General features: G+C 66.0%; 26 protein-coding genes and 1 riboswitch. Of the genes, 5 read left to right on the top strand and 21 right to left on the bottom strand.

Going from position 1 to position 25,693, the window contains the following annotated elements; all coding sequences use genetic code 11:
* Positions 1–7 precede the first annotated feature (7 nt).
* Positions 8–493: a hypothetical protein gene (locus tag ACSQ3E_RS01110; protein ID WP_310317417.1), complete on the bottom strand. Its 486-nt coding sequence runs from the start codon at positions 491–493 to the stop codon at positions 8–10.
* 219 nt (positions 494–712) lie between these two features.
* On the opposite strand from ACSQ3E_RS01110, the gene ACSQ3E_RS01105 reads away from it, so the two are divergent.
* The 3 genes from ACSQ3E_RS01105 (at position 713) to ACSQ3E_RS01095 (ending at position 2,548) form a co-directional block, all read left to right on the top strand.
* Positions 713–985: a glycine zipper domain-containing protein gene (locus ACSQ3E_RS01105; protein ID WP_436121272.1), complete on the top strand. Its 273-nt coding sequence runs from the start codon at positions 713–715 to the stop codon at positions 983–985.
* A gap of 332 nt (positions 986–1,317) precedes the next feature.
* Positions 1,318–1,470 carry a hypothetical protein gene (locus tag ACSQ3E_RS01100; RefSeq protein ID WP_184767217.1) on the top strand — a complete coding sequence of 51 codons (153 nt, stop codon included), beginning with the start codon at positions 1,318–1,320 and terminating at the stop codon, positions 1,468–1,470.
* A gap of 127 nt (positions 1,471–1,597) precedes the next feature.
* The gene (locus tag ACSQ3E_RS01095) at positions 1,598–2,548 is read left to right on the top strand and encodes an LLM class flavin-dependent oxidoreductase (RefSeq protein ID WP_436121271.1); all 951 of its coding nucleotides are present in this window, start codon (positions 1,598–1,600) and stop codon (positions 2,546–2,548) included.
* A 9-nt stretch (positions 2,549–2,557) separates the two neighbouring features.
* On the opposite strand, the gene ACSQ3E_RS01090 is transcribed toward ACSQ3E_RS01095, so the two are convergent.
* From ACSQ3E_RS01090 to cobA, 9 genes are all read right to left on the bottom strand, one after another.
* On the bottom strand, positions 2,558–3,007 hold the full coding sequence (locus tag ACSQ3E_RS01090) for an RrF2 family transcriptional regulator (RefSeq protein WP_115731502.1): 450 nt from the start codon (positions 3,005–3,007) through the stop codon (positions 2,558–2,560).
* Between the two features lie 183 nt (positions 3,008–3,190).
* Positions 3,191–4,213 carry a sulfate/molybdate ABC transporter ATP-binding protein gene (locus ACSQ3E_RS01085; protein WP_436121270.1) on the bottom strand — a complete coding sequence of 341 codons (1,023 nt, stop codon included), beginning with the start codon at positions 4,211–4,213 and terminating at the stop codon, positions 3,191–3,193.
* A complete protein-coding gene (cysW, locus tag ACSQ3E_RS01080) occupies positions 4,210–5,118 on the bottom strand; it encodes a sulfate ABC transporter permease subunit CysW (RefSeq protein WP_436121269.1) in 909 nt (302 codons plus the stop codon). The genes ACSQ3E_RS01085 and cysW overlap by 4 nt, the downstream gene beginning before the upstream one ends.
* A 1-nt stretch (position 5,119) precedes the next feature.
* On the bottom strand, positions 5,120–5,941 hold the full coding sequence (cysT, locus tag ACSQ3E_RS01075; RefSeq protein ID WP_436121268.1) for a sulfate ABC transporter permease subunit CysT: 822 nt from the start codon (positions 5,939–5,941) through the stop codon (positions 5,120–5,122).
* Positions 5,942–6,022: 81 nt separating this feature from the next.
* Positions 6,023–7,009: a thiosulfate ABC transporter substrate-binding protein CysP gene (cysP, locus tag ACSQ3E_RS01070; protein ID WP_436121267.1), complete on the bottom strand. Its 987-nt coding sequence runs from the start codon at positions 7,007–7,009 to the stop codon at positions 6,023–6,025.
* 191 nt (positions 7,010–7,200) lie between these two features.
* Entirely contained in the window at positions 7,201–8,211 is a 1,011-nt protein-coding gene (cobT, locus tag ACSQ3E_RS01065) for a nicotinate-nucleotide--dimethylbenzimidazole phosphoribosyltransferase (RefSeq protein ID WP_436121266.1), read from the bottom strand.
* Positions 8,212–8,235: 24 nt separating this feature from the next.
* Complete coding sequence (locus ACSQ3E_RS01060; RefSeq protein ID WP_436121265.1) at positions 8,236–8,991, bottom strand: adenosylcobinamide-GDP ribazoletransferase; 756 nt, start codon at positions 8,989–8,991, stop codon at positions 8,236–8,238.
* 4 nt (positions 8,992–8,995) lie between these two features.
* On the bottom strand, positions 8,996–10,309 hold the full coding sequence (locus tag ACSQ3E_RS01055; protein WP_436121264.1) for a cobyrinate a,c-diamide synthase: 1,314 nt from the start codon (positions 10,307–10,309) through the stop codon (positions 8,996–8,998).
* Positions 10,306–11,091, bottom strand: a complete 786-nt coding sequence (gene cobA, locus ACSQ3E_RS01050; RefSeq protein ID WP_436121263.1) for a uroporphyrinogen-III C-methyltransferase — start codon at positions 11,089–11,091, stop codon at positions 10,306–10,308. The genes ACSQ3E_RS01055 and cobA overlap by 4 nt, the downstream gene beginning before the upstream one ends.
* 53 nt (positions 11,092–11,144) lie before the next feature.
* Here cobA and ACSQ3E_RS01045 point away from each other — a divergent pair, with 53 nt between their 5' ends.
* Positions 11,145–12,260 carry a cobalt-precorrin-5B (C(1))-methyltransferase gene (locus ACSQ3E_RS01045; RefSeq protein ID WP_436121262.1) on the top strand — a complete coding sequence of 372 codons (1,116 nt, stop codon included), beginning with the start codon at positions 11,145–11,147 and terminating at the stop codon, positions 12,258–12,260.
* Here the strand turns inward: ACSQ3E_RS01045 and cobM are convergent.
* The 3 genes from cobM to cbiE are packed head-to-tail and all read right to left on the bottom strand — an operon-like array spanning position 12,227 to position 14,603.
* Entirely contained in the window at positions 12,227–12,991 is a 765-nt protein-coding gene (gene cobM / locus ACSQ3E_RS01040; RefSeq protein WP_310317456.1) for a precorrin-4 C(11)-methyltransferase, read from the bottom strand. The two genes, ACSQ3E_RS01045 and cobM, sit on opposite strands and share 34 nt — an antisense overlap.
* Positions 12,988–13,374, bottom strand: coding sequence for a cobalamin biosynthesis protein (locus tag ACSQ3E_RS01035; RefSeq protein ID WP_436121261.1), 387 nt, complete (start codon positions 13,372–13,374; stop codon positions 12,988–12,990). The genes cobM and ACSQ3E_RS01035 overlap by 4 nt, the downstream gene beginning before the upstream one ends.
* On the bottom strand, positions 13,371–14,603 hold the full coding sequence (cbiE, locus tag ACSQ3E_RS01030; protein ID WP_436121260.1) for a precorrin-6y C5,15-methyltransferase (decarboxylating) subunit CbiE: 1,233 nt from the start codon (positions 14,601–14,603) through the stop codon (positions 13,371–13,373). The genes ACSQ3E_RS01035 and cbiE overlap by 4 nt, the downstream gene beginning before the upstream one ends.
* Position 14,604: 1 nt before the next feature.
* Here cbiE and ACSQ3E_RS01025 point away from each other — a divergent pair, with 1 nt between their 5' ends.
* Positions 14,605–15,372, top strand: a complete 768-nt coding sequence (locus ACSQ3E_RS01025; RefSeq protein WP_436121259.1) for a cobalt-precorrin-6A reductase — start codon at positions 14,605–14,607, stop codon at positions 15,370–15,372.
* On the opposite strand, the gene ACSQ3E_RS01020 is transcribed toward ACSQ3E_RS01025, so the two are convergent.
* The 8 genes from ACSQ3E_RS01020 to ACSQ3E_RS00985 form a co-directional block, all read right to left on the bottom strand.
* A complete protein-coding gene (locus ACSQ3E_RS01020) occupies positions 15,336–16,100 on the bottom strand; it encodes a precorrin-3B C(17)-methyltransferase (RefSeq protein WP_436121258.1) in 765 nt (254 codons plus the stop codon). The genes ACSQ3E_RS01025 and ACSQ3E_RS01020 overlap by 37 nt on opposite strands.
* Positions 16,097–16,849, bottom strand: a complete 753-nt coding sequence (locus ACSQ3E_RS01015; protein WP_436121257.1) for a precorrin-2 C(20)-methyltransferase — start codon at positions 16,847–16,849, stop codon at positions 16,097–16,099. The genes ACSQ3E_RS01020 and ACSQ3E_RS01015 overlap by 4 nt, the downstream gene beginning before the upstream one ends.
* Entirely contained in the window at positions 16,846–17,478 is a 633-nt protein-coding gene (locus ACSQ3E_RS01010; protein ID WP_436121256.1) for a precorrin-8X methylmutase, read from the bottom strand. The genes ACSQ3E_RS01015 and ACSQ3E_RS01010 overlap by 4 nt, the downstream gene beginning before the upstream one ends.
* 2 nt (positions 17,479–17,480) lie before the next feature.
* Positions 17,481–18,869, bottom strand: a complete 1,389-nt coding sequence (gene cobG / locus ACSQ3E_RS01005; RefSeq protein WP_436121255.1) for a precorrin-3B synthase — start codon at positions 18,867–18,869, stop codon at positions 17,481–17,483.
* On the bottom strand, positions 18,866–22,429 hold the full coding sequence (cobN, locus tag ACSQ3E_RS01000) for a cobaltochelatase subunit CobN (RefSeq protein ID WP_436121254.1): 3,564 nt from the start codon (positions 22,427–22,429) through the stop codon (positions 18,866–18,868). The genes cobG and cobN overlap by 4 nt, the downstream gene beginning before the upstream one ends.
* A gap of 14 nt (positions 22,430–22,443) precedes the next feature.
* Entirely contained in the window at positions 22,444–23,481 is a 1,038-nt protein-coding gene (gene cobW, locus ACSQ3E_RS00995) for a cobalamin biosynthesis protein CobW (protein WP_436121253.1), read from the bottom strand.
* The gene (locus ACSQ3E_RS00990; protein ID WP_436121252.1) at positions 23,478–23,912 is read right to left on the bottom strand and encodes a DUF1636 family protein; all 435 of its coding nucleotides are present in this window, start codon (positions 23,910–23,912) and stop codon (positions 23,478–23,480) included. The genes cobW and ACSQ3E_RS00990 overlap by 4 nt, the downstream gene beginning before the upstream one ends.
* A gap of 37 nt (positions 23,913–23,949) precedes the next feature.
* Positions 23,950–24,152: riboswitch (cobalamin riboswitch) on the bottom strand.
* Positions 24,148–25,374, bottom strand: coding sequence for a winged helix-turn-helix domain-containing protein (locus tag ACSQ3E_RS00985; protein ID WP_436121251.1), 1,227 nt, complete (start codon positions 25,372–25,374; stop codon positions 24,148–24,150). It overlaps the preceding riboswitch by 5 nt.
* Positions 25,375–25,693: the final 319 nt, after the last annotated feature.

Here is a 25,693-nt window from a genome sequence, read left to right as displayed (position 1 = left end):
CGCTGCCTCAGATCCGGAACGACCAGAACAGGCAGGCAAGCGTGGCCAGGCCGAAGAGGGCGAAGAACAGGCTGCGCAAGAGCACGTTGCGGCGGAGCTCGTTCATCGCGACATGGCAGCCGACGATAGCGGCGACAAACAGGAAGCGCCAGTCAAGCAGGGCCCAAGGGGCGCTTGACTGACCGAAAACCCAGCGGGCAGCCAAGCAGCCGACGATGGTGGCGAACAGGGCGATGACGACCCAGTGGATCGTATCGGCGGCATTGAGCAGGACGATGCTCGCCGCCTTGAGCGGCAGGATCATCATCAGCATCGCTGCGAAGAAGTAGATCGCCGCCAGCGGCATGAAGGTGTCGGCGCTAGCGATGCCGTCAAGGCGCTTCACGCCGATGACGCCGAAGGGGTAGCCATGGCGCGCGACAGCAAGGCTGAGCGCCATCAGCGAGGCGGCCAGTACGGCAACGAGGGCAAATGAGGCGGCGGCCTTGTTCATGGCGGACCCTGAAGGAAACGAATCGGACAGTGTTGGGCCTAGCCTGCCAAACCTGGCGTTACCAATGCGCAAACGCCTGCCCGAATGCTGCCCGAATACCTTGGCATTCCTTGGGTTGAAGGGACTCTGTGGTCCACGCGCTGGAGAGGCGCGATGGATCGTTTTTCGCCGCCGCGCATTGTAGGGGCGGTGGGGACACTTTTTCGGGAGTTATTGGTGATGATGAAACTCGTATTGAGTATTGCACTTCTGGTGCCGCTGGCAGCCTGCTCGCAGACCGAACAGGGTGCAGCCATTGGCGGTCTTGGCGGCGCGGCGATCGGCAGTGCCGTTGCCGCACCCGGAAACCGGGCTGAAGGCGCGCTTGTCGGTGGCGCCGTCGGTGCCGTTGCCGGCGCCCTGATCGGCCGGGCCAACGAGCCGAACCGCTGCCGCTATCGCGACCGCTATGGCCGCACCTATCTGGCAGAATGCCCGCGCGGCTATTACTGAGCCGGCTAGCTGTATTCCATCCTGTCCCGAAGGTGCCGATGGTGCCTTCGGGACATTTTTTGCCTACTGTATGTCGCAGATGCCGGCCCAAACTTGAGTTTTGGGAAGGCATTTTTTCTCATAACTATATGTTCTTGAACTGTTTTATTAAGTTCATGCGGTTCTGCCGCAGCGGCGCTGGAGTGCTCGCTCCATTGTCGGCAGATCACCCTCGCAAGGGAAAAATTGCTCCCGCTGGCTGTAGCCGGGCAAAGCCGTTCCACAATCTCGCCAAAATTAGCAATCGACAAAGTCTATTAATTTTATAGACTAACGGCATGATGGAGATTGCGATGGCACAGACCCAGTATCTCTCGAACAGCCGCGTCGGCGAGACGGCAGCTGCAGCGGGCAAGCCCGCCAGCATTGCGCAGATCGCGTCATATCTGTTCTTCACGGTGTCGTTCGGCTTCACCGCGGCCGTCGTCGTCGGCCTGGTCCACTAGGACCACCGTGCCCGGAGGCGGGCACGCCATGTTGTCTCAACCCAACTGAAGAAGGTTTTCCAGAGTAGCGCGTGAACCGGCGCGGGCGGCGCCAATAACTGTTCCTGACAAGATGAAGGAGTTTGCGATGCAGATCGACTTCACCCATTGCCCGGGCGGCGTTGCCGACAAGGACGAACTTCACTCTTCCTTCTTTTCAGACACGGCGGTTGCCGTGCAGAGGCTGCGTCAGCTCGAAAGGGCGGGTTTCGATCGCGTTCTCATCGACGACATGGGCGGCCTGCTTGCCAATATGGACCTGGCGTCGCTTGCGCTGCGCAGCACGCAGTCGATCGGTGTGCTTGTTTCCCATTGGCCTGGAATCGTGGCGCCCGTGGTGGCCGCCCGGCAGTTTGCGGCCTTCGACCAGATCGGCTCGGGCCGGCTGGCATTGCGGGTGCCGCCAAGCCGCGACCTGCGCGAAACCAATGACGACAGCGGCCTCGTCGCCACGCTGGGGCGCACCGACGAATATCTGATGCTGCTCAAGCGGCTATGGAGCAATGCGCAGCCCTTCGACCATGAGGGCCTGTTCTACCGCATCCATGGTGGTTTCGTGCCAATGAAGGCAGCTGACGGAGCCGTGATCCCGCTGCAGCTCGGCGGATTGTCGGGCACGGCGCTCAAGATCGCAGGCCGGCACGCTGACAGGTTCGAGTTGCCGGTAGGCGGCTTCGACGACACGTTGCGGCTGATCGAACGCGTGAGGGTTGCGGCTGAGCCCTTCGGCCGAGCCCAGCGCGTCCGCTTCTCTTTGCCGGTGCATGTCGGGCCAGTGCATGCCGGCCATGTGCAGGCTGGCGAAGGCGGACAGCAGGATTGGCAGCTGACGGGCGAGCCGGAGCACGTCGTTTCTGTGCTTGCCGGCTTTGTCGAACTCGGCGTCAGCGATTTCATCGTTCACGGGCTCGACGACGCCGAAACGGTCGAGGCCTTCGGGCGTCAGGTCATACCGTCGTTGCGCAAGGCATTTCGCCGCCATGATCCCGCGCCGACCCATTTGCGCAAGCGGCCGGTGGTGCTGCGCCGCATTGTCTGATCGGCACGGTCAGGCGTGATTCAGGGCGTCGCTCAGAATGTCGTCATTGGCGGCGTCCCGCACCTGGGCCAGGCTGCGATTGTCGAGCACGCCGGCAATCGCCTGGCGGACCTCGAGCATCATGTGCCTGATCTGGCAGGTCGCTTCGTCGCAGTCGTCACAGGGCTGGTACTGGGTCCGGCTGGCACAAGGGATCGGTGCCAGCGGGCCGTCGAGCACGCGCACGACATGGCCGATCTTGATCTCGGCGGCAGGCTTGGCGAGGCGGTAGCCGCCGTCCTTGCCCTTGCGGCTCTGGACGAAACCGGCATTGCGGAGTTCGCCAAGGATCGCGTCGAGAAACTTTTTCGGAATCTTGTTGGCGGTCGCGATGTCGCCGACGAAAGCGAGCTGGCCGGCGGGCAGTTGGGATAGGTGAACGAGGGCCTTGAGGCCGTATTTGCCTTTTTTAGTCAGCATGGCGAACGCGTGTCATCGGCTTCCTGCTGCCTGTCGCAGCGTGAGGTTGCTTGCCGAGGATAACGATTCGTCCCCATCGCATTCCGGCCTTCACCAGAGATAAATTCCACAGACTTGATATACAAGCCGAAACGCGTTGATTTTCCGTAAGTTTTGCGGGTTTTGACCCCATTTTCGGCAGAATCAGCCTGCCGCGTAGACCCTGGCGCGTTCGATGGTGATGATGCCCTGCTCGCGGGCACTGACCTGGGTTTCAGGCGCGACGTCGAGTTCGACGGCTTCACCTGACGCCGTCAGCGCCAGAATGCGCCGTCCGGCAGGCCGGTCGATGACGCGGGCGACTGTCGCGGGGATGCCGGCGCCGCTGCTGCTCCAGCCGAGATCGCTCGGGCGCAGGAAGATTTCGACCGGGCCGTCAGCGAAGCCGGGGGCAGGAATCTGTGCCTCGCCAAGGCGGGCTATGCCGCCGGCGACGGCTGCGGAAATGCGGTTGGTATCGCCGAGGAAATTCATGACGAAGGCGGATGCGGGATTGCGGCAGACCTCTTCGGGCGTGCCCTGCTGGACGATCTGGCCCTTGTCGAGGATGACGACGCGGTCGGCGAGGTCGAGCGCTTCTTCCTGGTCGTGGGTGACGAACAGCGTGGTGATACCGAGCTCCTGATGGATCTCGCGCAGCCAGCGGCGAAGGTCGCGGCGGACATTGGCGTCAAGCGCGCCGAAGGGCTCGTCGAGCAATAGCACCTTGGGATCGACGGCAAGTGCACGCGCAAGGGCGACGCGCTGGCGCTGGCCGCCCGAGATCTGGCCGGGGAAACGCTCTGACAGGCCTTCGAGCTGGACGAGGCGCAGCAGATCGGCGACGCGGGCGTCGATCGCTGCCTTGTCGCGGCGCTGCTTCGAGATCTTCATGCCGAATGCGATATTCTCGGCGACAGTCATATGCGGGAACAGCGCATAGTGCTGGAAGACGAAACCGACGCCACGGTCGCGCACCGGAATGTCGGTGGCATCCTCGTCGCCGAAATAGATGTGGCCGGCATCGGCATATTCGAGGCCAGCGACCATGCGCAGGATCGTAGTTTTGCCCGAACCGGAGGGCCCGAGCAGGGCGACCAGTTCGCCGCTTTCGATTTCGAGCGACACACCGTGGACGGCGCGGAAGGTCTCGAAGGTCTTCACGACGTTGTCGAGGCGGATATTCATGACGAAACCTCAGCGGAAGCGGTTTTGGGGGCGGCCACCGGTGCTGCGAGTGCAGGGCGGCGACGGGCGCGGCCGGCGCCCTGGCGCTCGAGCAGCACCTTGGCAACGAGGGTGACGACAGCGAGCAGGGCCAGGATGGAGGCAGCGGCGAAGGCGCCCGCGGTCTGGTAGTCGTGATAGAGCAGTTCGATATGCAGCGGCAGCGTGTTGGTCTGGCCGCGGATATTGCCTGACACCACCGATACGGCGCCGAACTCGCCCATGACGCGCGCATTGCACAGCACCACGCCATAGAGCAGTGCCCAGCGGATGTTGGGCAGGGTGACCGAGAAGAAAGTGCGCCAGCCGGAGGCGCCGAGTGAGGTTGCTGCTTCTTCCAGATCGCGTCCCTGCGCCTGCATCAGCGGGATCAGCTCGCGGGCAACGAAGGGAGCGGTGACGAACATCGAGGCGAGCACGATGCCGGGCAGGGCGAACAGGATCTTGATGTCTGCCTGCTCCAGCGCCGGGCCGAACAGGCCCTGCAAGCCGTAGACGAAGAGATAGGCGACGCCGGCGACGATGGGCGAGATGGAGAACGGGATCTCGATGACCACCAGCAGGAAGCGGCGACCCCAGAAATCGAATTTGGTGATCGCCCAGGCTGCGGCAACGCCGAAGGCGGTGTTGATGGGCACGGCGATGAGTGCGGTGACCACAGTCAGCCCGATGGCGTGCAGCGTGTCGGGATGGGCGATCGCGGCGGCATAGACGGCGATTCCTTGCGAGAAGGCCTGGTAGCCGATGACGACAAGTGGCGCGACGATGACGATCGCGACCAGCGTCAGCACGATGCCGATGAGGGCGCGGCGGAAGGCCGGCGCGTCGCCGACGCGGGGCGGGCGGCCTTTGACGGGAGCGCTCATCTCAGCCCCTCGCTGTGTAGCGCAGGGCACGCGCCTGCAGGATGTTGGTGATGGCGAGCATCAGGAAAGCAGTGATAAGCAGCACCGAGGCGATCGCCGCGGCGGCCTGGTAGTCATATTCCTCGAGCCGGATGAAGGCGAGCAGGGCGGTGATCTCGGTGGACATTGGCTGGTTGCCGGCGATGAAGATGATGGCGCCGAACTCGCCGAGGCTGCGGGCGAAGGAAAGCGACAGGCCGGCGAGCAGCGCCGGTGCCAGCAGTGGCAGGATCACGCGCAGGAAGATCGACCGGTCGCTGCCGCCGAGCGTCTGGGCTGCTTCCTCAAGTGCTGGATCGAGGTCTTCCAGCACCGGCTGCACCGTGCGGACGATGAAGGGCAGGCTGGTGAAGGCCATGGCGACCATGATGCCGAGCGGGGTGTAGGCGACCTTGATGCCGGCCTGGGCAAGCACCGCGCCGAACCAGCCATTTTCGGCAAACAGCGTGGTCAGTGCGATACCGGCGACAGCGGTCGGCAGCGCGAAGGGCAAGTCGACGAGCGCGTCGATAAAGCGTCGGCCGGGGAAGCGGTAGCGCACTAGCACCCAGGCCAGCGCCATGCCGAAGACAAGGTTGAAGGCGGTGGCAGCGAGCGCCGAAAGAGCCGTGACCCGATAGCTGGCGACCGCGCGCGGCGACGAGACGATGCGCCAGTAATCCTCGAAGCCGAGGCTGGCCGCCTTGAAGACCAGCGCGCCGAGCGGCAGCACGACGATGATCGAGACGTAGACGAGGGTTATCCCCAGTGCCAGGGGAAACCCCGGCAGAATGCGGCGCGCCACTGAAATGCCTTCCCGGATACAACAATGCGGAAAGCCGGCATGGCCGGCTTCCCAATTCTCAATAGCAATGAAGGCTTGCGGTCAACGCTCGCCGTAAATCTCTTCGAGCAGGCCGCCGGAACCGAAATGTTCCTTCTGCACCTTGTCCCAGCCGCCGAAGACATCTTCCACAGTGACGAGGCGAACTTCGGGGAACTGGTCCTTGAATTCGGCGGCAACCGACGGCTCGTGGACGCGGTTGCCGTGCTGGGCGGCGATGCGCTGGCCTTCGGCCGTGTAGAGGAAATCGAGGTAGGACTTTGCCAGATCACGCGAGCCGTGCTTGTCGACGACTTTGTCGACGATGGCGACCGGGAATTCGGCGAGCAGGCTGACGGAGGGAATGACGCTCTCGACCTTGTCGGAACCGTATTCCTTGGCGATCGAGCGGGTCTCGGCCTCGAAGGTGATCAAAACGTCGCCGATGTTGCGCTCGACGAAGGTGGTGGTGGCGGCGCGGCCGCCGGTGTCGAACACCGGCACGTTGTCGAATAGTTTTGTCACGAACTCCTTGACCTTGGCCTCGTCGCCCTTGAACGCTTCCTTGGCGTAGGCGGTAGCCGCCAGATAGGTGTAGCGCGCATTGCCCGAGGTCTTCGGATTGGGGAAGATGACCTTCACGTCGTCGCGGACCAGGTCGGACCAGTCCTTAATGCCCTTGGGGTTGCCGGCGCGGACGAGGAAGGACGGCAGTGAATAGAAGGGCGAGGCCTGGTTGGCGAAATCCTGCTTCCAGTCGTCTGATACAAAGCCGTTCTTGACCAGGAATTCGATGTCGGTGACCTGGTTGAAGGTGACGACGTCGGCCTCAAGTCCTTCGACGATAGCGCGGGCCTGCTTTGAGGTGCCGGCATGCGACTGGTCGACTGTAACGCCCGGGTTCTTGGCGATGAAGGCGGCATTCTCGGCGGCGAACAGTTCGCGGGCGACGTCGTAGGAAGCATTGAGCAGCTTGTCGGCGGCGGACGCCTGCAGCGGGCCGGCGAGAATGGCGGCGAGTGCTACGCCGACGAGAAGGAAACGTTTCATGGGGGCATTCTCCTGAGACAAGCGGCAAATGACTAAACTTTGCCGCAAGATAGCCGGGGGCCTGTTTCAGGTGGAGGCAGAGGCGGATTGCCTCTGCGCTTGTATGAAGAATTTTCTTCTATCTTTTTGCCAAATGAAGAAATCGATTTCCAGTTGTGAGTTTCGTGACCGGCCTCTCGCGGAATGCCCAACTATTTGTCGGTGACTCCGGCCTCGGCGAAGCTTGCCATGCGAGCGTGGCATTCCAGCGCTGAGCGGACGAGATTGACGGCGAGGCAAGCGCCCGAGCCTTCGCCCAGCCGCATGCCCATGTCGAGCAACGGCGCGAGCTGAAGGGCTTCGAGCAGCTGTCGATGACCGGCCTCCGCAGAGACGTGGGCCGACAGCGTGTGGGCGAGGCCTTCGGGGTGGAGTTTTGCCAAGGGGGCTGCTGCCGCCGTGACGACGAAGCCATCGAGCAGGACGGGCACGTTGTGGTGGCGCGCGGCCAGCGTGGCGCCGAGGATGGCGGCGAGTTCGCGGCCGCCGAGATTGGCGGCTACGGCCAGCGGGTCGGCGAGCGTGGCGGCATGACGGGCAAGGCCGGCATCGATGGCGGCGAACTTGCGGGACAGGCCCTGGTCGTCGACGCCGGTGCCACGGCCGGCCCACTGGCGGCCGTTGCCACCGAACAGGCCTGCGGCGATCGCCGCTGCAGGGGTGGTGTTACCGATTCCCATCTCGCCGAAGCAGACGAGGTCGAGATCCGGTGTCACCGCGTCATAGCCGATGGAGACGGCGGCGAGGAAATCGGCTTCGTCCATGGCCGCAGTCTGGGTGAAGTCGCCCGTGGGGCGATCGAGCTCGAGCGGGATGACCGCGAGTTCGGCCCCGGCAAGGCGGGCGAGCTGGTTGATGGCAGCACCGCCGCCAGCAAAATTAGCCACCATCTGCACCGTCACCTCGGATGGGTAGGCGGACACGCCCTGGGCGGTGACGCCATGGTTGCCGGCAAAGACGATGACCTTGACCTTGTCGAGCCTCGGCATCTCGCGGCCCTGCCAGCGGCCGAGCCAAGCGGCGATCTGTTCGAGCTTGCCGAGACTGCCGCGCGGCTTGGTTAGCGTGTCCTGTCGGCGGGCGACGGCATCCGCCGCAGCGTCGTTGCCGGCGGGCAGGTCGAGGCAAGCTTTGCGCAATTCATCGAGCGATTTGAAGGTCATGGCAGTGAATACTCCAAAACAGAATCAAGCAAGGATGGCGGATGCGACAAACAGCAGGGCGATTTCGGCCAGTTGCTGCAGGGCGCCGATGGTGTCGCCGCTCTGGCCGCCGATCTGGGCGAGGCAGAGCTTTCTGAAGGTGAAGAAGAGGATGGCGAGGCACAACGCCGCGACGACCGCGCCCTTGAGCCCGAGGAACAGCAGGCCGATGGCGCCGATGGCGAGGGCGGCGACTACAGCCCCGTCGGCGACTGTGCCGACGCCGGCGGCAAGACCGTCGACGCGCGCCTGGGGCAGGTGGCGCATGAAGGCGGGGATCAATGCGCGCGAGCCGACATGAGCGGCGACGAGGGTGGCGAAAACAGGGGTGGGGTCTTCGATTTCGGTGATGGCATTCCAGCGGGCGAGGATCGAGAGCATGAGCGCTGCCGCGCCATAGCTGCCGATGCGGCTGTCGCGCATGATTTCGAGCTTGCGCTCGCGCGTGCGTCCACCACCGAAGCCGTCTGATGTGTCCGACAGGCCGTCCTCATGCAGGCACCCGGTGACCAGCATGGCGGCGGCGATGGCCATTGCGGCAGCCGGCCCATCGGCGAGGCCGAGGGCATGTCCGGCAGCGAAGACGAGCCAGGCCAGGACCGCCACGACGAAGCCGACGAGCGGCGCAGTCCAGATGGCGTCCGCGAGCGAACGATCCCTGGCCTCGAAATGCGGCAGCGGCAGGCGGGTGAAGAAGACGAGGCCGAGGCGGATGTCGTCGAAGATCGTCGCCGGCGTCATCGTCTCAACCTCGAGCGATCGCGTGGAAGAAGGTGCCGGTAACATGGCCGCGCCGGCCGCCGAAGCTGCCGAGCGGCTTGCCCTGGCCATCGGCCAGTTCGCCCAGTGGCGTATCGTCGCCTGCAACAACCGTCTGGGCGTAGTGGAACTCATGGCCCCTTACGACGCTGCCAGTGCCGCCGAGCGGGCAGGGCGCGGAAAGCGTGGCCTGGCGATAGCCGAGGTTCATCTTGCGCTTGGCGAAGCTGGTGGCATGGCCGAGCAGGCCGAGCATATCGTGGGTGACACCGTCGCCGTCCTCGATGGAGCGGCCGAGCACCATGAAGCCACCGCACTCGCCATGAACAGGCTTCGTTTCCGCAAAACGGCGCGTGCCGGAAAGGAAGGTGCCGGCTGCGGCGAGGCGGCCGGGATGCAACTCGGGATATCCGCCCGGCAGCCAGCAGATGTCGCAGGTGGCGTCGGGCGCCTGGTCGGCGAGCGGCGAGAACGGCACCAGCTCCGCGCCCATGGCGCGCCAGTGGGCGGCGAGATGCGGGTAAAGGAAGGTGAAGGCGGCATCCTGGGCGAGCGCGATGCGCTGTCCGGGTGGCGGCAGGGCGAAGGATTGGTCGCCAGCTGTGGGCGCCAGCGGCGTCGCCAGTTTGATGATCGCGTCGAGGTCGAGCGAGCGCTCGACCATGTCGGCGAGCTTTTCGATATGGGCGAAGAGGTCGGCATGCTCTTCGGCCTGGACGAGGCCGAGGTGGCGTTCTGGAATGGACAAGGTCGGGTCGCGCAGGATGGCGCCGACGACGGGCAGACCGAGCGCCTCGATGGCGTCGCCGGCAAGCTTGCGGTGACGGTCGCTGCCGAGCCTGTTGAGCACCACGCCCGCGATACGGACATCGGGGTCGTAGGTGGCAAAACCCTTGGCGATGGCGGCCGCTGTCTGCGACTGGCCGGAGACGTCGAGCACCAGAAGCACCGGCAAGCCGTAGAGGCGGGCGAGATCGGCAGCCGCACCCGAGCGGCCTATCTCCGCGGGGATGCCGTCGAACAGGCCCATGGCGCTTTCGAGGATCACCATCTCGGCTTCGGCCGATGCATCGGCGGCCAATGCGTTGAGCAGCGACGGCGCCATGGCCCAGCTGTCGAGATTGACGCCTGGACGGCCGGTGGCTGCGGCGTGGAAGCCGGGATCGATGTAGTCCGGCCCCGATTTCGCGCCACGTACCTTGATGCCGCGCCGCGCGAGCGCGCGCAGCAGGCCAATTGTTACGCTGGTCTTGCCCGAGCCCGAGCGCGGGGCGCCGATGATGAGGCCGCGCGCCGTCACTTTTGCCCCATGAGTTCGGCGCGCAGCGAGACGATGCCGCCAACGACGATGAGGGCCGGCGAGACGACCTTTTCGCGCTCGGCGGTGGCAACCAGTGTGCCGAGCGTGGCGGTGACCGTGCGTTCCTCCGGCGTCGAGGCGTTCTCGACAAAGGCTGCAGGCGTGTCGGTCGACAATCCGCCGCGCAGAAGCTCCGTCACCGTCTCGGCCATGTGGGTCAGGCCCATATAGATGACGATGGGCTGGCCGGTGCGGGCCAGGGCGGCCCAGTCGGGCCGGTCGTCGCTGACGGCGGCAAAGCCGGTGGCGAGGATGATCGCGCCGTTGACGCCGCGCATGGTGGCCGGAATGCCTGCGGAGGAGAGGCCGCCGAAGGCCGAGGTGATGCCCGAAAGCACGCGCCAGGGAATGTTCTCTCGGGTCAGCACCAGCGCTTCTTCGGCACCACGCCCGAAAACGAAAGGATGGCCGCCCTTGAGCCGCACGACCTTGCGGCCCTCGCGCGCCAGCTTGACCAGAAGGGCATTGATGTCGCCCTGCGGGATCGACAGCCGGCCGCCGCGCTTGCCGACGAAGAATTTTTCCGCCTGCTCGGCAACCGCAACGATCTCGGGCGAAACCAGCGCATCATGCACCAGCGCATCGGCCTGGGCCAGCGCCGACAGGACATCGAGCGTCAACAGGCCGGGATCGCCAGGACCGGCGCCGGCCAGCCAGACATGGCCCGGTTCGAGCACGTGCTGCTTGTAGTTCAAACGCGCGATAGCGTTTTCGAGTGTCATACGTGTCGCTTTCGCCGATGACGCACAGGCTGTGCCAGCCTATAGATCGCGTCATGAATGAAGAAGATCGTCCGCTCAAGCGCGGTTGGACCACCGGAGCCTGCGCCACCGCCGCCACCAAGGCGGCGTGTCTGGCATTGAAGACCGGTGCGTTTCCCGACCCGGTGGAGATCGTGCTGCCGGGTGGGCAGAACGTGGCCTTTGCGCTGGCCAAAAACGAACGCGGCGATGGCTGGACAATGGCTGGCATCGTCAAGGACGCCGGCGACGACCCTGACGTCACACATGGTGCGCTGGTCATGAGCACGGTGCGGCCGGGCGCTGCCGGCGGCGGTCTTGTTTACAAGGCGGGCAAGGGCGTCGGCACGGTGACGCGGCCGGGCCTGCCGATTCCGCCCGGCGAAGCCTCGATCAACCCGGTGCCGCGCAAGATGATCGCCGGCGTCGTGGCCGAGGTGCTGGGCGAGGGCGCCGATGTCGAGGTCGAGATTTCCGTCGCCGGCGGTGAGGAGATGGCGCTGAAGACGCTCAATCCGCGCTTGGGCATTTTGGGCGGCATCTCGATCCTGGGGACGACGGGCATCGTCATTCCCTATTCCTGCTCGGCCTGGATCCACTCCATCCATCGCGGCGTCGACGTGGCCTGCGCCATGGGCTTCGACCATGTCGCTGGTTCCACCGGCAATGCTTCCGAGATTGCGGTGCAGAAGTTCCACGGTCTGCATGAGGTGCAATTGATCGACATGGGCGACTTCGTCGGCGGCATGCTGAAATACATCCGCGCCCACCCGGTGGCGAAGGTCACCATTGCCGGCGGCGTCGCCAAGATGACCAAGCTGGCGCAAGGCATGCTCGACGTGCATTCGAACCGCGGTTCGGCCGATCTCGATGGCCTGGCCGCAGTCGCGGTAGAGGCCGGGGCGGATGCCGAACTCGAAGCCCGCATCAAGGGCGCCAACACCGTTGCCGAGGCCTTCATCGAGGCCAACAAGGCCGGCATCGCTATCGGCGATGCGGTGGCGGCTGCTGCCTGGCGCACGGCTGCCGCCGTGTTCGACAAGGCGGACGTTGCGGTCGAGATCCTTGTCTTCAACCGCGAGGGAGAGCTGATGGGGCATGCGCCCTTCGCCGCCTCTCATAGCCCGTCGCGGCCCCTGAAGCGGCGCTGATAATAGGCGTCGTAGAGCGAGCTTTCGCGAAATTCCTCTGCCGCCAGCGACTGGCCGACGAAGATGATAGCTGTGCGTTCGATCGGGTCCTTGGCCAGTTCGGCTGCGATCGTCGACAGCGTGCCCTTGACGATGCGCTCGTCCGGCCAGGAGGCGCGGAAGACGACCGCCACAGGGCAATCCGGACCGTAATGCGGTGTCAATTCGGCCACGACGTGGTCGATGGCGTGGATCGACAGGTGGACGGCAAGCGTGGCGCCGGTGCGGCCGAATCCGGCAAGCGTTTCGCCCGGAGGCATCTTCGAGGCGCGGCCGGAGGTGCGGGTCAACACCAAGCTCTGGGCGACTTCGGGGATCGTCAGCTCGCGCTTCAGCGCCGCCGCTGCCGCCGCGAAGGACGGTACGCCGGGGGTCAGCGTGTAGGGAATGCCGTGCTTTTCCAGCCGGCGGATCTGCTCGGCAACCGCGCTCCATACCGACAGGTCGCCCGAATGCAGGCGCGCGACGTCGCGGCCGGCCTTGTGGGCGGCGACATACTCGGCCTCGATCTCGTCGAGCGACATCGGCGCGGTGTCGACCAGCCGGGCGTCAGCGGGGCAATAGGTCAAAAGCTCCGGCGCAACGATGGAACCGGCATAGAGGCAGACCGGGCAGGAGCCGAGCAGGCGGCTGCCGCGCACGGTGATGAGGTCTGCCGCGCCCGGGCCGGCGCCGATGAAGTGAACGGTCAAGCTGTGGCTCCAGACGTGGCGATGGCGCAGGTGGCGGGGCCGACGATCGTGCGCGGGCCAAACAGGGTGGCATCGCCACCGGCGGCGCCGAGCGCTGATGCCTCGGAGACCGATGGCGTGTTTGCTGCGTCCTGCGAGGCTTGCGAATGGCTGAGCGTACGCGACGCAGCAGCAGCCAGCGCCTCGTCGTCGACGACAAGCAAGGGCAGGTCGAGCCGGCGCGCGGCAGCGAGGATGCCCGGTTCGTCGCGTTTGAGCGTTGCCGTGGCGAGTGCGGTCAATGCGGTGATCGCCAGGCCGTGCGCCTCGAGTGCGGTTTCGATTGCCGAGAGGATGTCTTCGTGTGCTGCGCCTTTGCGGCAGCCAATGCCTGCAACCATCATGGCTTCACCCAGCTCCACTGCGTGACCGGCATTGCCGGCCGCCAGCCGGTCATCGAGCCAACAGGGGCGGCGCGGGAGACTTGAAGGCGCAGAAGATCGCCGCCATGCGCGGCATGGCGCGACAGCAGCAATGTTTCCATTTCGAGCGTGACGGCGTTGGCGACGAGGCGACCGCCTGATCGAAGCGCCGCGATGGCCGCATCGAAGACGCCGGCGTCCGAGCCGCCGCCGCCAATGAAGATGACGTCTGGCGTCGGCAGGCCGGTGAGGGTGTCAGGCGCTGCGCCCCTGACAACCGTGAGACCCGGCACGCCGCAGGCGCTGGCATTGCGTTCGATGCGCTCGGCGCGCTCGGCATTGTGTTCGATGGCGATGGCGCGCAGCGAGGTGTGACACAGCATCCATTCGACGGATATCGAGCCGGAGCCGGCGCCGATATCCCACAGCAACTCCCCGCGGCGGGGCGCGAGGGTGGAAAGCGTGACCGCGCGGATCTCGCGCTTGGTGATCTGGCCGTCATGCTCGAACAAGCCATCGGCGAGACCTGAAGCAAGCGGCAGGATCCGTGCCTGCGATCCGGGTTCAAGCTCGAGCGCCAGGACGTTGAGTGGATTGATGTTTTCAAGGTCGAAGCCACTGGCCTTCGTGACGCGGATGCGCTCGTTTTCACCGCCGAGGGCCTCCAGCACCGTCAGGCGCGAAGCGCCGAAACCGTTGCCGGTGACAAGGGCTGCGATCTGGGTCGGCGCTTCGCCATCCGAGGTGAGTGCAATGATGCGCGCGCCCGGCTGCAGCAACGGGCGGATCAGGTCGATGGCGTGGCCGTGGAGCGAAACCGTTTCGATGTCCTGCAGCGCCCAGCCCAGCCGCGAGGCGGCCAACGAGAAGGCAGACGGGGCCGGAACGACCCGCATTTCCGCTGATGCCACGACGCGCGAAAGCGTGACGCCGACGCCATGTAGGAACGGGTCGCCCGAAGCCAGAACGCAGACATTTTCGCCGCGCAGGGCGACCACGTCACGCATTTCGCTGTCGAAGGGCGTCGGCCATGGACGAGCTGCGCCTGCGATGAGCGTTGCTGCCAGCGCCAGATGACGCTTGCCGCCGAAGACGTGGGCAGCGCCTGATATCGCGCGCTTGGCCTCGTCGCCGAGACCCGCTACACCGTCCTCGCCGATGCCGATGACGGTCAGCCATTCTTGCGTCGGTGCGTCGAATTCAGCAGGCATGATGACCCACCATATTCTGATCCTGGGCGGAACCACCGAAGCGCGGCAGCTGGCGGCCAAGCTCGCCACGCGTGGCGATCTCGACATCTTGCTTTCGCTGGCGGGCCGGACCGAAAACCCGGCCGAGCAGCCGGTGCCGGTACGAACAGGTGGCTTCGGCGGCGCGCAGGGGCTGGCCGATTGGCTGGCCGGGCACAAGACCGATCTCCTGATCGACGCCACGCATCCTTATGCGGCGCGCATCTCGGCCAATGCGGCGGAGGCGGCTCGGATATCGGGTGTGCCGATCTTCGCCTTGCGCCGTCCTGGCTGGAAGACAGTCGATGGCGACCGCTGGACGCAGGTGGAGAATGGCGAAGAGGCCGTCGCCGCGCTGGGCCAAACTTCGCGCCGCGTGTTCCTGGCGCTCGGTCGGCAGGAGGTGGCGGCGTTCGAGACCGCGCCCCAGCATGCTTACGTCATTCGCAGCGTCGATCCGATCGAGCCGCCGCTCGGCGTGCCCGATGCGACCTACATCCTGGCGCGCGGGCCGTTTGCCGAGGCGGACGAGCGGGCCCTGCTTGAGGCGCACAGGATCGATGTCATCGTCGCCAAGAACAGCGGCGGGCAGGCGACCTACGGCAAGATCGCGGCGGCCAGACAGCTCGGCATCGAGGTGATCCTGTTCCGCCGGCCGCATCTGCCCGATGTCCCGTCGGCTCCTGATGTCTCTGCAATGGCCGAGATGGTCGATCATTTCGTGACCCCGGCGGAAAAGCGCGGCGTGTAGACCAGCGGCGGCTTGCCGTCGCGTTCGATCAGGCGCGTCTCGGGCGAGCCGATGACGACGCAGGTCGCCATGTCGGCCTTGGCCGCATCGGCTTCGCCAAGCGTGAAGATCTCGATGCGCTCATCGGGCCGGCCGGCGGCGCGGCCGAAGATGACGGGCGTCGTGGCAGGCAGATGCTTGCGCAGGGTTTCCAACGCGCTGCCGAGTTGCCAGGGGCGGGCCTTGCTGATCGGGTTGTAGAGCGAAATGACGAAACCTGCCTCGGCGACCGCGACCAGGCGGCGTTCGATCAGGTCCCATGGCTTCAGATTGTCCGACAGGTTGATGGCGCAGAAATCGTGGCCGAGCGGCGCGCCGACGCGGGCGGCGACAGCCAGCATGGCGGTGACGCCAGGAACGACTGACAGCTCGATGTCGCGCCATTCCCGGGGGCCGGCCTCGATGGCTTCGCAGACGGCTGCGGCCATGGCGAAGACGCCGGGATCGCCGCCGGAGACCATTGCGACCCTGTGGCCGCTTGCCGCCATCTCCAGTGCCGCGTTGGAGCGCGAGATCTCCTCGCGGTTGTCGGAGGCGACGCGGGTCTGGTCAGGGCGCAGCTCGAGCCGGTCGAGATAAGGCTTGTAGCCGAAGAAATGGCTGGCTTCCGCGACCGCGCGGCTGGCTTCCGGCGTGACCTGGTCCGGATTGCCGGGGCCGAGGCCGATGACGACGAGGCGGCCGCTCAATTGTCCGCTCCCGGCTTGCCTGCCCAGCCGGGCACCAGCACGATGGCGAAATAGGGCGCCTTGTCGTCTGTCTTGTCGGCCAGCGTCATGTGCTGGGTGTTCGGCATGGTGCCGCGCTCGACATAAAGCGCGCGGCCGAGCTTGCCGGTCGCTTCCAGCGCCTTGCGGATCTTGGGCAGGTTGCGGCCGACCTTCATGATGACCGCAGCGTCGGTATCGGCGAGGCGGCGGGTCAGCTCGAACTCGCTCATCGTGCCCGGCAGCACCGACAGCACGTCGTCGCCCTGGACTATCGGCACGCCCGTCTGCGACCAGCAGCCGGACATGGCGGTGACGCCGGGGATAACCTCTGTCGGGTAGAGATGCGACAGGCGCACATGCAGATGCATGTAGGAGCCGTAGAACAGCGGGTCGCCCTCCGACAGGATCGCAACCGTACGGCCCTGATCGAGATGGGCGGCCACGGATTGCGCCGACTCCTCGTAGAAGCCGGTGATGGCGGCGCGGTAGTCGTCGTGATCCTTGTCGATCTCGATGGTGACTGGATAGACGAGCGGCAACTCGATAACGTCGTCGCGGAAATGCGCATCGGTGATGGTGCGGGCGTTGCCATTGGCGCCACGCTTGGCGAAATGCGCGATCACGTCGGCCTCGGCCAGCGCACGCACGGCCTTGAGCGTCAAAAGTTCGGGATCGCCGGGGCCAGTGCCGACGCCGATGAGGCGGCCCTTTGCAGCGGGAGCGCTCATACGCCGGGCCTCGCCAGCGAGTTGAGGGCAGCGGCCGTCATGGCGCTGCCGCCGAGGCGGCCGCGGACGATGGCATAGGGCACGCCATAGGAGTTCTCGGCCAGGGCGTCCTTGGATTCGGCCGCACCGACGAAGCCGACCGGCATGCCGATGATGGCAGCAGGCTTGGGCGCCCCGTCGCGCAGTTTCTCGAGCAGGTAGAACAGGGCTGTCGGTGCGTTGCCGATGGCGACGACCGAGCCGGCGAGCCTGTCGGCCCAGAGGTCGATCGCGGCGGCCGATCGGGTGTTGCCGATCTCCCTGGCGATTTCGGCCGTGCGCGGGTCGCGCAGCGTGCAGATCACCTCGTTGTCTGCGGGCAGGCGGGCGCGGGTGACGCCGCGCGCCACCATTTCGGCGTCGCAGAAGATCGGCGCGCCGGCTTGCAAGGCACCGCGCGCGGCGGAGACGAAGTTTTCAGAGAAGACGAAATGTTCGGCCGCTTCGACCAGGCCGCAGGCATGGATCATGCGCACCGCAACGTCGGCCTCGTCTTCGGAGAAGCGCTTGAGGTCTGCCTCCGAGCGGATGATGGCGAAGGAGCGTTCGTAGATGGCCGTGCCATCATGGATGTAGTCGTAGGCGGCCATGTTCATTCCTGTGCCAGAGCTTGCGCGAGGCGCTTTGCGCCCAACCTTGCGAGGCAAGCGGCGGCATTGTCGTCCGGCTTGCGCTCCTGGGCGAGCAATTTCGTGAGGCGGCCCATGCCGCGCGCGGCTTCATATCCTGCGGTGTAGGCGGCCGGAAGGCCCTTTGCCGTTCCGCCGACGACAAATGCAGCCCCCTTTTCGTCACCGACGATGGTGAGCGTGGCCGGGCCCGGATGGGCGCAGCCCTTGGCGCAGCCGGAGATGTGCAGCGACAGCGTCGGGTCGAGGCTTTCGCCGATCTCGCGGGCAATTTCGGCGGCGACGTCGCGCGCGGCGATCATGCCCGAAGCGCAGGCCGGCGCGCCGGGGCAGGCGGCGATGCGAATGCTGGGATCGGCGGGCGAGGTGACAAGGCCGAGGGATTGGGCGGTGGCGGTGAGCGTGGCGGCGGACGGGCGGTCAAGACCCATGACAAGCAGGCTGCGGCCGGGCGCAGGGCGGATGCCGGTGGCGCCACCATCGCTCGCTGCCTGGCAGAAGGCGATCAGCGTCGGGGCGTCGATGCTGCCGAAGGGCAGGGCGATGCCGAGGGCGATTTGGGTGCCAGTGAGCGTGAGGATTCCGATGGGGGATGAATCGGTTGCAGTGGAGTGCTCAGTTTTTGAATCAGTTGGGTAGCGATCCTTCGCACCCCCCGCTTCCAGGACGGAGGGGGGGGCGAAGGAATGAGAAGTCTCCGGCCTTACAACGACAGCTCTTATGACATCCGGGCCAAGGTCACGCGCGCGGCCTTGCTGGCCGAGTGCCGCAATTGCCTGGAGAATGTCGAGCGTGACCGCGCATGCGGCGTCGGAATCGAATTCACCGACCAAACGCGCCGAGCTCTCGTCGCCGGCCACCGACAAGCGCCAGCGCTCGGCATCCTTTGCCACCAGTCGGACATCGCCGATGATCGCGCCGAGCCCGATCTGGCCACGCCCATCGACGACGACGGACACCTTCGGCCCCAACCGAGGCGAGAGCCCGACCCGCTCGATCGCTGTCCGGATCGCTGCGGCCAGTGGCGTGGGATTGGTGGTCTCCTTGGAGTCGATGCCGGCGAGCGGGCTGGTGTCGACAGGCACGCCGGTGCGTACTGCGATCCCCAACGCGTCGACTTCTTGCGCCAGCAAGCAAGCACTCTCCGACGTCAAGCCCCTGATCTGGATGCTGCCGCGCGCAGTCACCTCGACGATGCCGTTGCCATGCCGTGCCGCGGATTCACAGAGTCCGATCAAGACGTTGGGCTTGATTTCTCCGGCAAGCGGATTGAGCCGCACCAACAGGCCGTCGCCGGTCGACATCGGTGCCGAAAGGGCCGGACAGGCGCCGCGGCGGGAAAAGCCGGTCATGCCGCAACCTCGCGCGCTTCAGCCTCGGCGATGAGGGCAGCGAGATCGTCGTCGATGGAGTTGCGCAGCGGGTGCCACAGGCCGCGCCGACGGGCGGTGGCAAAACGCTCGGCGATGAATTTTGCCGCCGCCGGGTTTTCGCGCAGCATGAAGTTGCGCACGTCCTCGTTACCGACATAGGCGTCGTGGACGGCCTCGATCAGCGTGGCCGGGATGGCGTTGGTCGTCTCGGCAAAACCGATCAGCCTGTCGACCGTCTCGGCGAATTCGGAGGCGCCGCGCGGGCCATGGCGCATCTGGCCGGCAATGAAGCGGGCATTGGTGGCGCGTGCCCTGACGACGCGGCCGACAGCCTCGGTGACCGAGCGCGGGCGCGGCTTCTGCGGATCCGAGGTGTCGAGCACGATGACGTCGGCGTGCTTGCCGAGTGCCGCGACCGCTGCTGCGAAGCCGCCGATGAAGGCGACGTCGGCGGAGCCTTCGAGAATGTCGCGGCCGGGGTCGTCGCCGGTGTGCACAAGCAGGTCGGCCTCGGCGATGCGGCCGGCAAAGGCGCCTGGCGCGGAAATACCTTCGCCCTCGGAGCCGCCATAGGCGTGGGAGGCAGCATTGAGATAGGCGCGGCCGAGGTCCTCGCGCGCCTGCCAGTCGCCGCTGGAAAGCAGGTCCTCAAGGCCGGCGCCATAGGTGCCGGGGGAGGAGCCGAAGATGCGTGGCTCGACCTTGCCCGCGGCGCGCGTGCTGGCGGCGAGCGGGTTGTCGTGGTCGTCCTCGTCGCGGGTGGCAACGGCGTGGGCTGCGGCGTCGATGAGCGCGATCTGGGTCGGGAACATGTCGCGAAACAGGCCTGAGATACGCCAGGTGACATCGACGCGCGGGCGGCCGAGCGCTGCCGGCGGCAGCACCTCGATGCCGGTGACGCGACCGGTGGCGGCGTCCCATTGTGGCCGGCAGCCCATCAGCGCCAGGCCTTGCGCGATCTCCTCGCCGCCGGTGCGCAACGAAGCGCTGCCCCACAGGTCGATGACGAGCGCACGCGGCCATTCGCCGTGGCTCTGCAGGTAGCTGCGCATGACCTCGTCGGACGCTGCCTTGCCGAGGTCGAAGGCCGTCGGCGTCGGCATTGTGCGCGGGTCTGACGTGAACAGGTTGCGCCCGGTGGGCAGCACGTCGGTGCGGCCACGCGCCGGAGCGCCTGCTGGGCCGGCTTTGATATGGCGGCCGTCGAGCGCGGCGATCAGGTTTTTCCGCTCGGCTTCTGCGCTGGCAAGGCGCGCTTGATCAGGCTCATTCTCTTCGGCGCGGCCATAGATATGCAGGCCGTCCTTGATGGCGAAATCCTTGAGGTCGCAGAGCCAGGCGTCGATGCGGCGCAGCGCTTCGTCGGGCGCGTCGGTTCCGGCGACGCCGGCCTCCGCGGCAAGGCCGGTCTGCGACGCCGTTTCGACGATGAGCTTGGCCAGGCGGTCGCGGCGACGACGGTCGAGGCCGTCGGCCTGGGCGTATTCGTCGACGAGGCGTTCGAGCTTCTGCTGGTGTTCGTCCAGGCCGGCGGCGGCGAGCGGCGGCGGCAGGTGGCCGAGGGTCACGGCTGCAATCCGGCGCTTGGCCTGGGCCGCTTCGCCGGGGTTCGAGACGATGAATGGGTAAACGACCGGCAGCGAGCCGGTGACGATTTCGGGGAAGCAGTTCCGGCTCAGTGCCACTGCCTTGCCCGGCAGCCATTCGAGCGTGCCATGGGCGCCGACATGGACGATGGCGTGGATGCCGAGCGACTTCTGCAGCCAGAGGCCGAAGGCGAGCAGCGCGTGGCGCGGCGGCAGCGTCGGGTCGTGATAGTCGGCGCGGCGATCGGCCGAACGGCCACGATCAGGCGCAAGGGCAACGGTGACGTTGCCGAAGGTGGCGGCGCGGAAGGGGAAGTGGGGCAACGTAGAGCGCGCACTTCCGCCTGTAGCCTCCGCCTCGGGATAGCTCCACGCCGCTTCGACAGCTTTCCTTGCCTCCTCAGGCAGATCTTGGGCCAGCACAAGATAATCTTCGAGCGCCAGCCCATGTCCGCCAGCCTCGATCAGGTCGAGCAATGCGCGCGGCGATTGCGGAATCGATTCAAGCGTGTAGCCAGCGTCCTTGAGGTCGTGCAGCATGGCGAGCACGCTTGATGGCACGTCGAGGCCAACGGCATAGCCGGTGCGGCCGGGGGCACTAGGATAGTCGGGGATGAGGATCGCCAGCTTGCGCTTTTCGGGCGGAGTCTCGCGCAGCCGGAGATGCGTGGCGATCCGCTGGGCGACCTGCTCGACGCGGTCAGGTTCTGGGCGGTTGGTGAAGGCGCGGAAACCGAGGGCTGGGTCGACTTCGCTCTCCGCCTTGAACGAGATGGCGCCGACGAGGATGCGACCGTCGAGCTCGGGCATCACCACATGCATGGCAAGGTCGGCCGGCGCGAGGCCGCGCGGGCTGCCTTCCCAGGCTTCGCGGCGGGTGGTGGCGACAATGACCTGGAACACTGGCACGCCGGCGCGGTCGAACAGCGTTTCCGTGCCCGGTTCGGCGCCGGCGGCGAAGGCGGTTGCGGTTATGATGGCGGCGGGGTTGAGCTGTGCGAGGGCGACCTCGACGAAGGCGAGCGAGTCCCTGTCCTTCAGGCTTGAGACAAAGATCGGGGCAGGGCGGAGGCCTTGCGCTTTCAGCGCTTCGACCAGAGCGTCGATGGGCGCGACATCGGCGGCCAGCAGCATCGAGCGGTAGAAGAGGATGGGGACGACAGAGGCGCTGGAGGCATTGCGCTCTTTCGCACCCCCCTCTGTCCTGCCGGACATCTCCCCCGCAGGGGGGGAGATTGGCAGTTCCAGCGACAGCGCCTCGTTTGCGCCATTGGGGATTAGCGAAGGCCGTGCCTCAGCTGATCTCCCCCCTTGCGGGGGAGATGTCCGGCAGGACAGAGGGGGGGGCGAAGGGTCGCCACCATTTCCGGCCAAAAAGGCTTCTAGATCACTGAGAATGCCACGCTCGGGATCGTAGAAACCCGCCTTCGGCACCACAACCGGCGCGGCGACGGCACCTTTGCCACCGGCCAATCCTGCCAGCCGGGCCACCAGCGCCTTCATGTTCTCCGGGCCGCCCTCGCGGAAATAGCCGAGCAGGGCGTCGAGTTCGGTGCGCGGCAGGGTCGAGGCCTCGATCAGCCTGAGATCCTCGTCGTGGCTTTCGCCCGGCAAGAGCGCCAGCGCGATGCCTTTTTCGCGCGCCATCGCGGCAAGCTGGTCGCAGCCGTAGCGCCACCAGTCGTGGCCGCCGAGAATGCGGACGAGGATGACCTTGGCGTGGCAGGCGACGCTGTCGATCCAGAGATCGACCGACATCGGATGGCGGAGGTCGCGCAGGCTGGCGAGCCGCATCGACGGCAGGTTTTCGGCATCCGCCTTCCAGGCGCTGGCGAGGCCGGCCAGATCGCTGTCGGTGAAGGACAGCGCCACCACATCCGCAGGCTTCTGCCTGAGGTCGACAGGCTCGATCAGGTCATCGAGCGAGGCGGAGGTGGTGGTGAGGATGTGCATCCAACCTGTCCGGTTCAGCCGACCAGGATACGCTCGATGGCCGGGCGGTCGAGGCCCTTGAGGCCGATAACGACCAGGCGCGAGCGTCGGTCGTCCCCGGCGGCCCAGGCACGGTCGTAGTAGTGGTTGACGCGCGGACCGACAGCCTGGACGAGCAGGCGCATCGGCTTGCCGCCGACGTCGACGAAGCCCTTTACACGCAACACGTTTTCTTCTTCGGCGGCGGTGGCGACGCGCTTCGCCAGTTCGTCGGGGTTGGCGATCGACGGGATTTCGATGACGAAGGTGTCGAAGTCGTCGTGCTCGTGGTCGAAGGCGCCGTCGTGATGGGTCTTGCGGTTTTCGATGTCGTCCTCGACGGCGAGGCCGAGGCCGAGCAGAACCGACGGATCGACCTTGCCATGCGCCGACGGCACGATCTTGACGGCGCGTGCCAGGTGCTCGCGAACGATGGCGGTGGCGCGGGCGTGACCGGCTTCGTCGAGCAGGTCGCTCTTGGACAGGATGATGAGGTCGGCGCAGGCGACCTGATCCTCGAACACTTCTTCGACCGGGTCGTCGTGGTCAAGCGAATCGTCTGCGCTGCGCTGGGCGGCAAGCGCTTCCATGTCGGAGGCGACCTTGCCTGCGGCCAGCGCGGGGCCATCGACAACGGCGATGACGCCGTCGACCGTCACGCGGCTCTTGACCGTCGGCCACTGGAAGGCTTGGACCAGCGGCTTGGGCAGCGCCAGGCCCGAAGTTTCGATCAGGATGTGGTCAACCCTTGGCGTAAGCGACAGGATCTGGTCGAGGGCCGGGACAAAGTCGTCGGCGACGGTGCAGCAAATGCAGCCATTGGCCAGCTCGACGATGTTTTCCTCCGGGCAGGCATCGACGCCGCAGCCCTTGAGAATCTCGCCGTCGATGCCGACATCGCCGAACTCGTTGACGATGATTGCGAGGCGCTTGCCCTTGGAGTTCTCAAGGATGTTGCGCAGCAGAGTGGTCTTGCCGGCGCCGAGAAAGCCGGTGACGACGGTGCAGGGAACGCGTTCGACGGAGGCGGTCATGTGTCTTCCTTGATGAGAGCAAGTGGTGGGATGCGCGCGATAAGCCCGCGCTTGAGGCTGTCGGGACGACCGCGCCAGGGGATCAGGCCGTCGGTCGAGGTGGCGAAGAGTTTTGCGCCGGCGACGAGATCGTCGCCCGAATTGGTGTTGAGATCGCCGAAGACGTAGCTCCACGCGCCGTCGCGGATCAGTGCTGCGCTGAGGCGGCGCTTGCAGTTGCCCAGGCACTCGACGCTGCGCACGGCGATCTCGCCATTGGCGGCGAGGCGGGCGTGTTCGGCAAGCTGGGCGCCGGCGCGGGGATGGGCGTCCGAGCCGGTTTCGTCGCGGCAAGAAGAGCAGACGAGAATGGTCACGTCGCATGAGCGCGCGTCGGCTGCATCGCAGGATGCGTCGGCTGATGCGACCGGAAGGTTGTCGTCGAAGTCCAAATCCAGGCTCCTTGCCCGGGGCACCCGCCAGGCGATCGGATCAATGTCTGCGACGGCAGGTCTCCTGGCTTGCGGATCGTCGCCTTCGCTCGCCTTCCCGGGAAAATCCCAGTGGTCTTCGAGCTTGGCTCTTCGCTCACAGTTGCGGGGACAGCCGCGGATTTGACGCCACCGGCGCGCACCGCATTCCCTCTTAGCCTTCGCCGTTGCGGGCGAAGGACCGTCTGTGGGCGATTTAGGCTTTCGCGAGGGGTGGAGTCAACGAGGCGGAGCGACCCGCAATGTCGCTCAGGCCGGGTCCAAGGTCGCCGGCGGGCGTCACCTCGATGCGCTCGAGGCCGAGCCAGCCGCGCATTTGCTGGAGTTCTTCGTAAAGTTCGGCTGCGGTTTCCGGCGGAGCACAGGGCTCTGCATAGGCGGCGTGGACGCGCAGGATACCCGCCGGACGGTCGGCCTTCAGGTCGATGCGGGCGACGATGCGCTCGCCCAGAAGGAAGGGAAGGACGTAGTAGCCGTACTGGCGCCTCTCCGCCGGGGTGTAGATTTCGATGCGGTACCGGAAGTCGAACAATTGCTCGGCACGGGTGCGCTCGAAGACGAGCGGATCGAAGGGCGCAAGCAGGGCGCGTGCATGGATCTTGCGCGGAATGCGGGCATCGGCGTGGAGATAGGCCTGCCGGTCCCAGCCTTCGACACGGACGGGAATCAGTTCACCCAGTTCGACCAGCTCTTCGAGCCGGCCCTTCATGTCGGCGGGCGACAGGCGGAAATAGTCGCGCAGGCAGATGCCGGTGGCGACGCCGTGGGCGCGGGCGGAGATTCGCAGCAGTTCGCGATGCGCGTCCTCAGCTTGTGGGACAGGCCGGTCGTAGATGTCGGCCGGGAGCACGCGCTCTGGCAGGTCGTAGAGGCGTTCGAAGCCGCGGCGCGAATGGGTGGTGATGCGGCCGGCCCAGAACAGCCACTCGAAGGCATGCTTTTCCTGGCTCCAGCCCCACCAGCCGCCGGAGCCCTTCGAGCCTTCGATGTCGGAAGCGGCGATCGGACCGCGGTCGACCACCTGGCGAAAGATCTCTTCTATATAGGGCCTGTTCGCACGGCCGAACTTGGCAAGCCCGCCATACATGCCGTCCTCTGCCCGCGCCATGCGCCAGCGCAACAGCGGAAAGGTCTCCAGTGGCAGCAGCGACGCTTCATGCGCCCAGTATTCGAACAGCATGCGCTTCTTCGGGGCCATGGCATCGTCAAGCAGGGCCATGGGGTAGGGGCCGAGTCGCGAATAGAGCGGCATGTAATGGGCGCGCACGACCGCGCTGACCGAGTCGATCTGGAGCAGGCCGGTGCGGTCGAGCACGCGCTGCAGGTGACGCCGCGTGATCGCGCCGGTGGGGCGCGGGTCGGCAAATCCCTGGGCCGCCAATGCGATGCGGCGGGCGGTGGCGAGCGAGAGTTTTTCCTTCATTGCGGCAAGCTATCGCAGTCTCTTGAGGAGTGACGCAAGGGCACGAGAATCGGTCTTTGCTGCAAATGCTAGCAGAACTGCGGCTCCGGTCTTGTCAGGAGCGTAAACTTGAGTAAAAGACGAAGGAAATCAAAGGCGAGCCACACGCGCAGGATTTTGGTCCAGCAGTGGGCTTTGCCACGTTTTGGCCAAGGTTGGACTTGCTTCGACCGACCGGCTGCGCTAACCGTCGCCGCATTGCAGCACGACCGTTTCGTCCGGCTCGGCGAGAATCTGTCGCGCTTCCGGAAACGGACCCCGTGCTGTAAATCTGGGTGGA

Source organism: Aminobacter sp. LjRoot7 (assembly GCF_964252895.1).
GTDB lineage: Bacteria > Pseudomonadota > Alphaproteobacteria > Rhizobiales > Rhizobiaceae > Aminobacter > Aminobacter aminovorans_B.
This window is presented reverse-complemented; position numbering and strand designations above follow the sequence as displayed.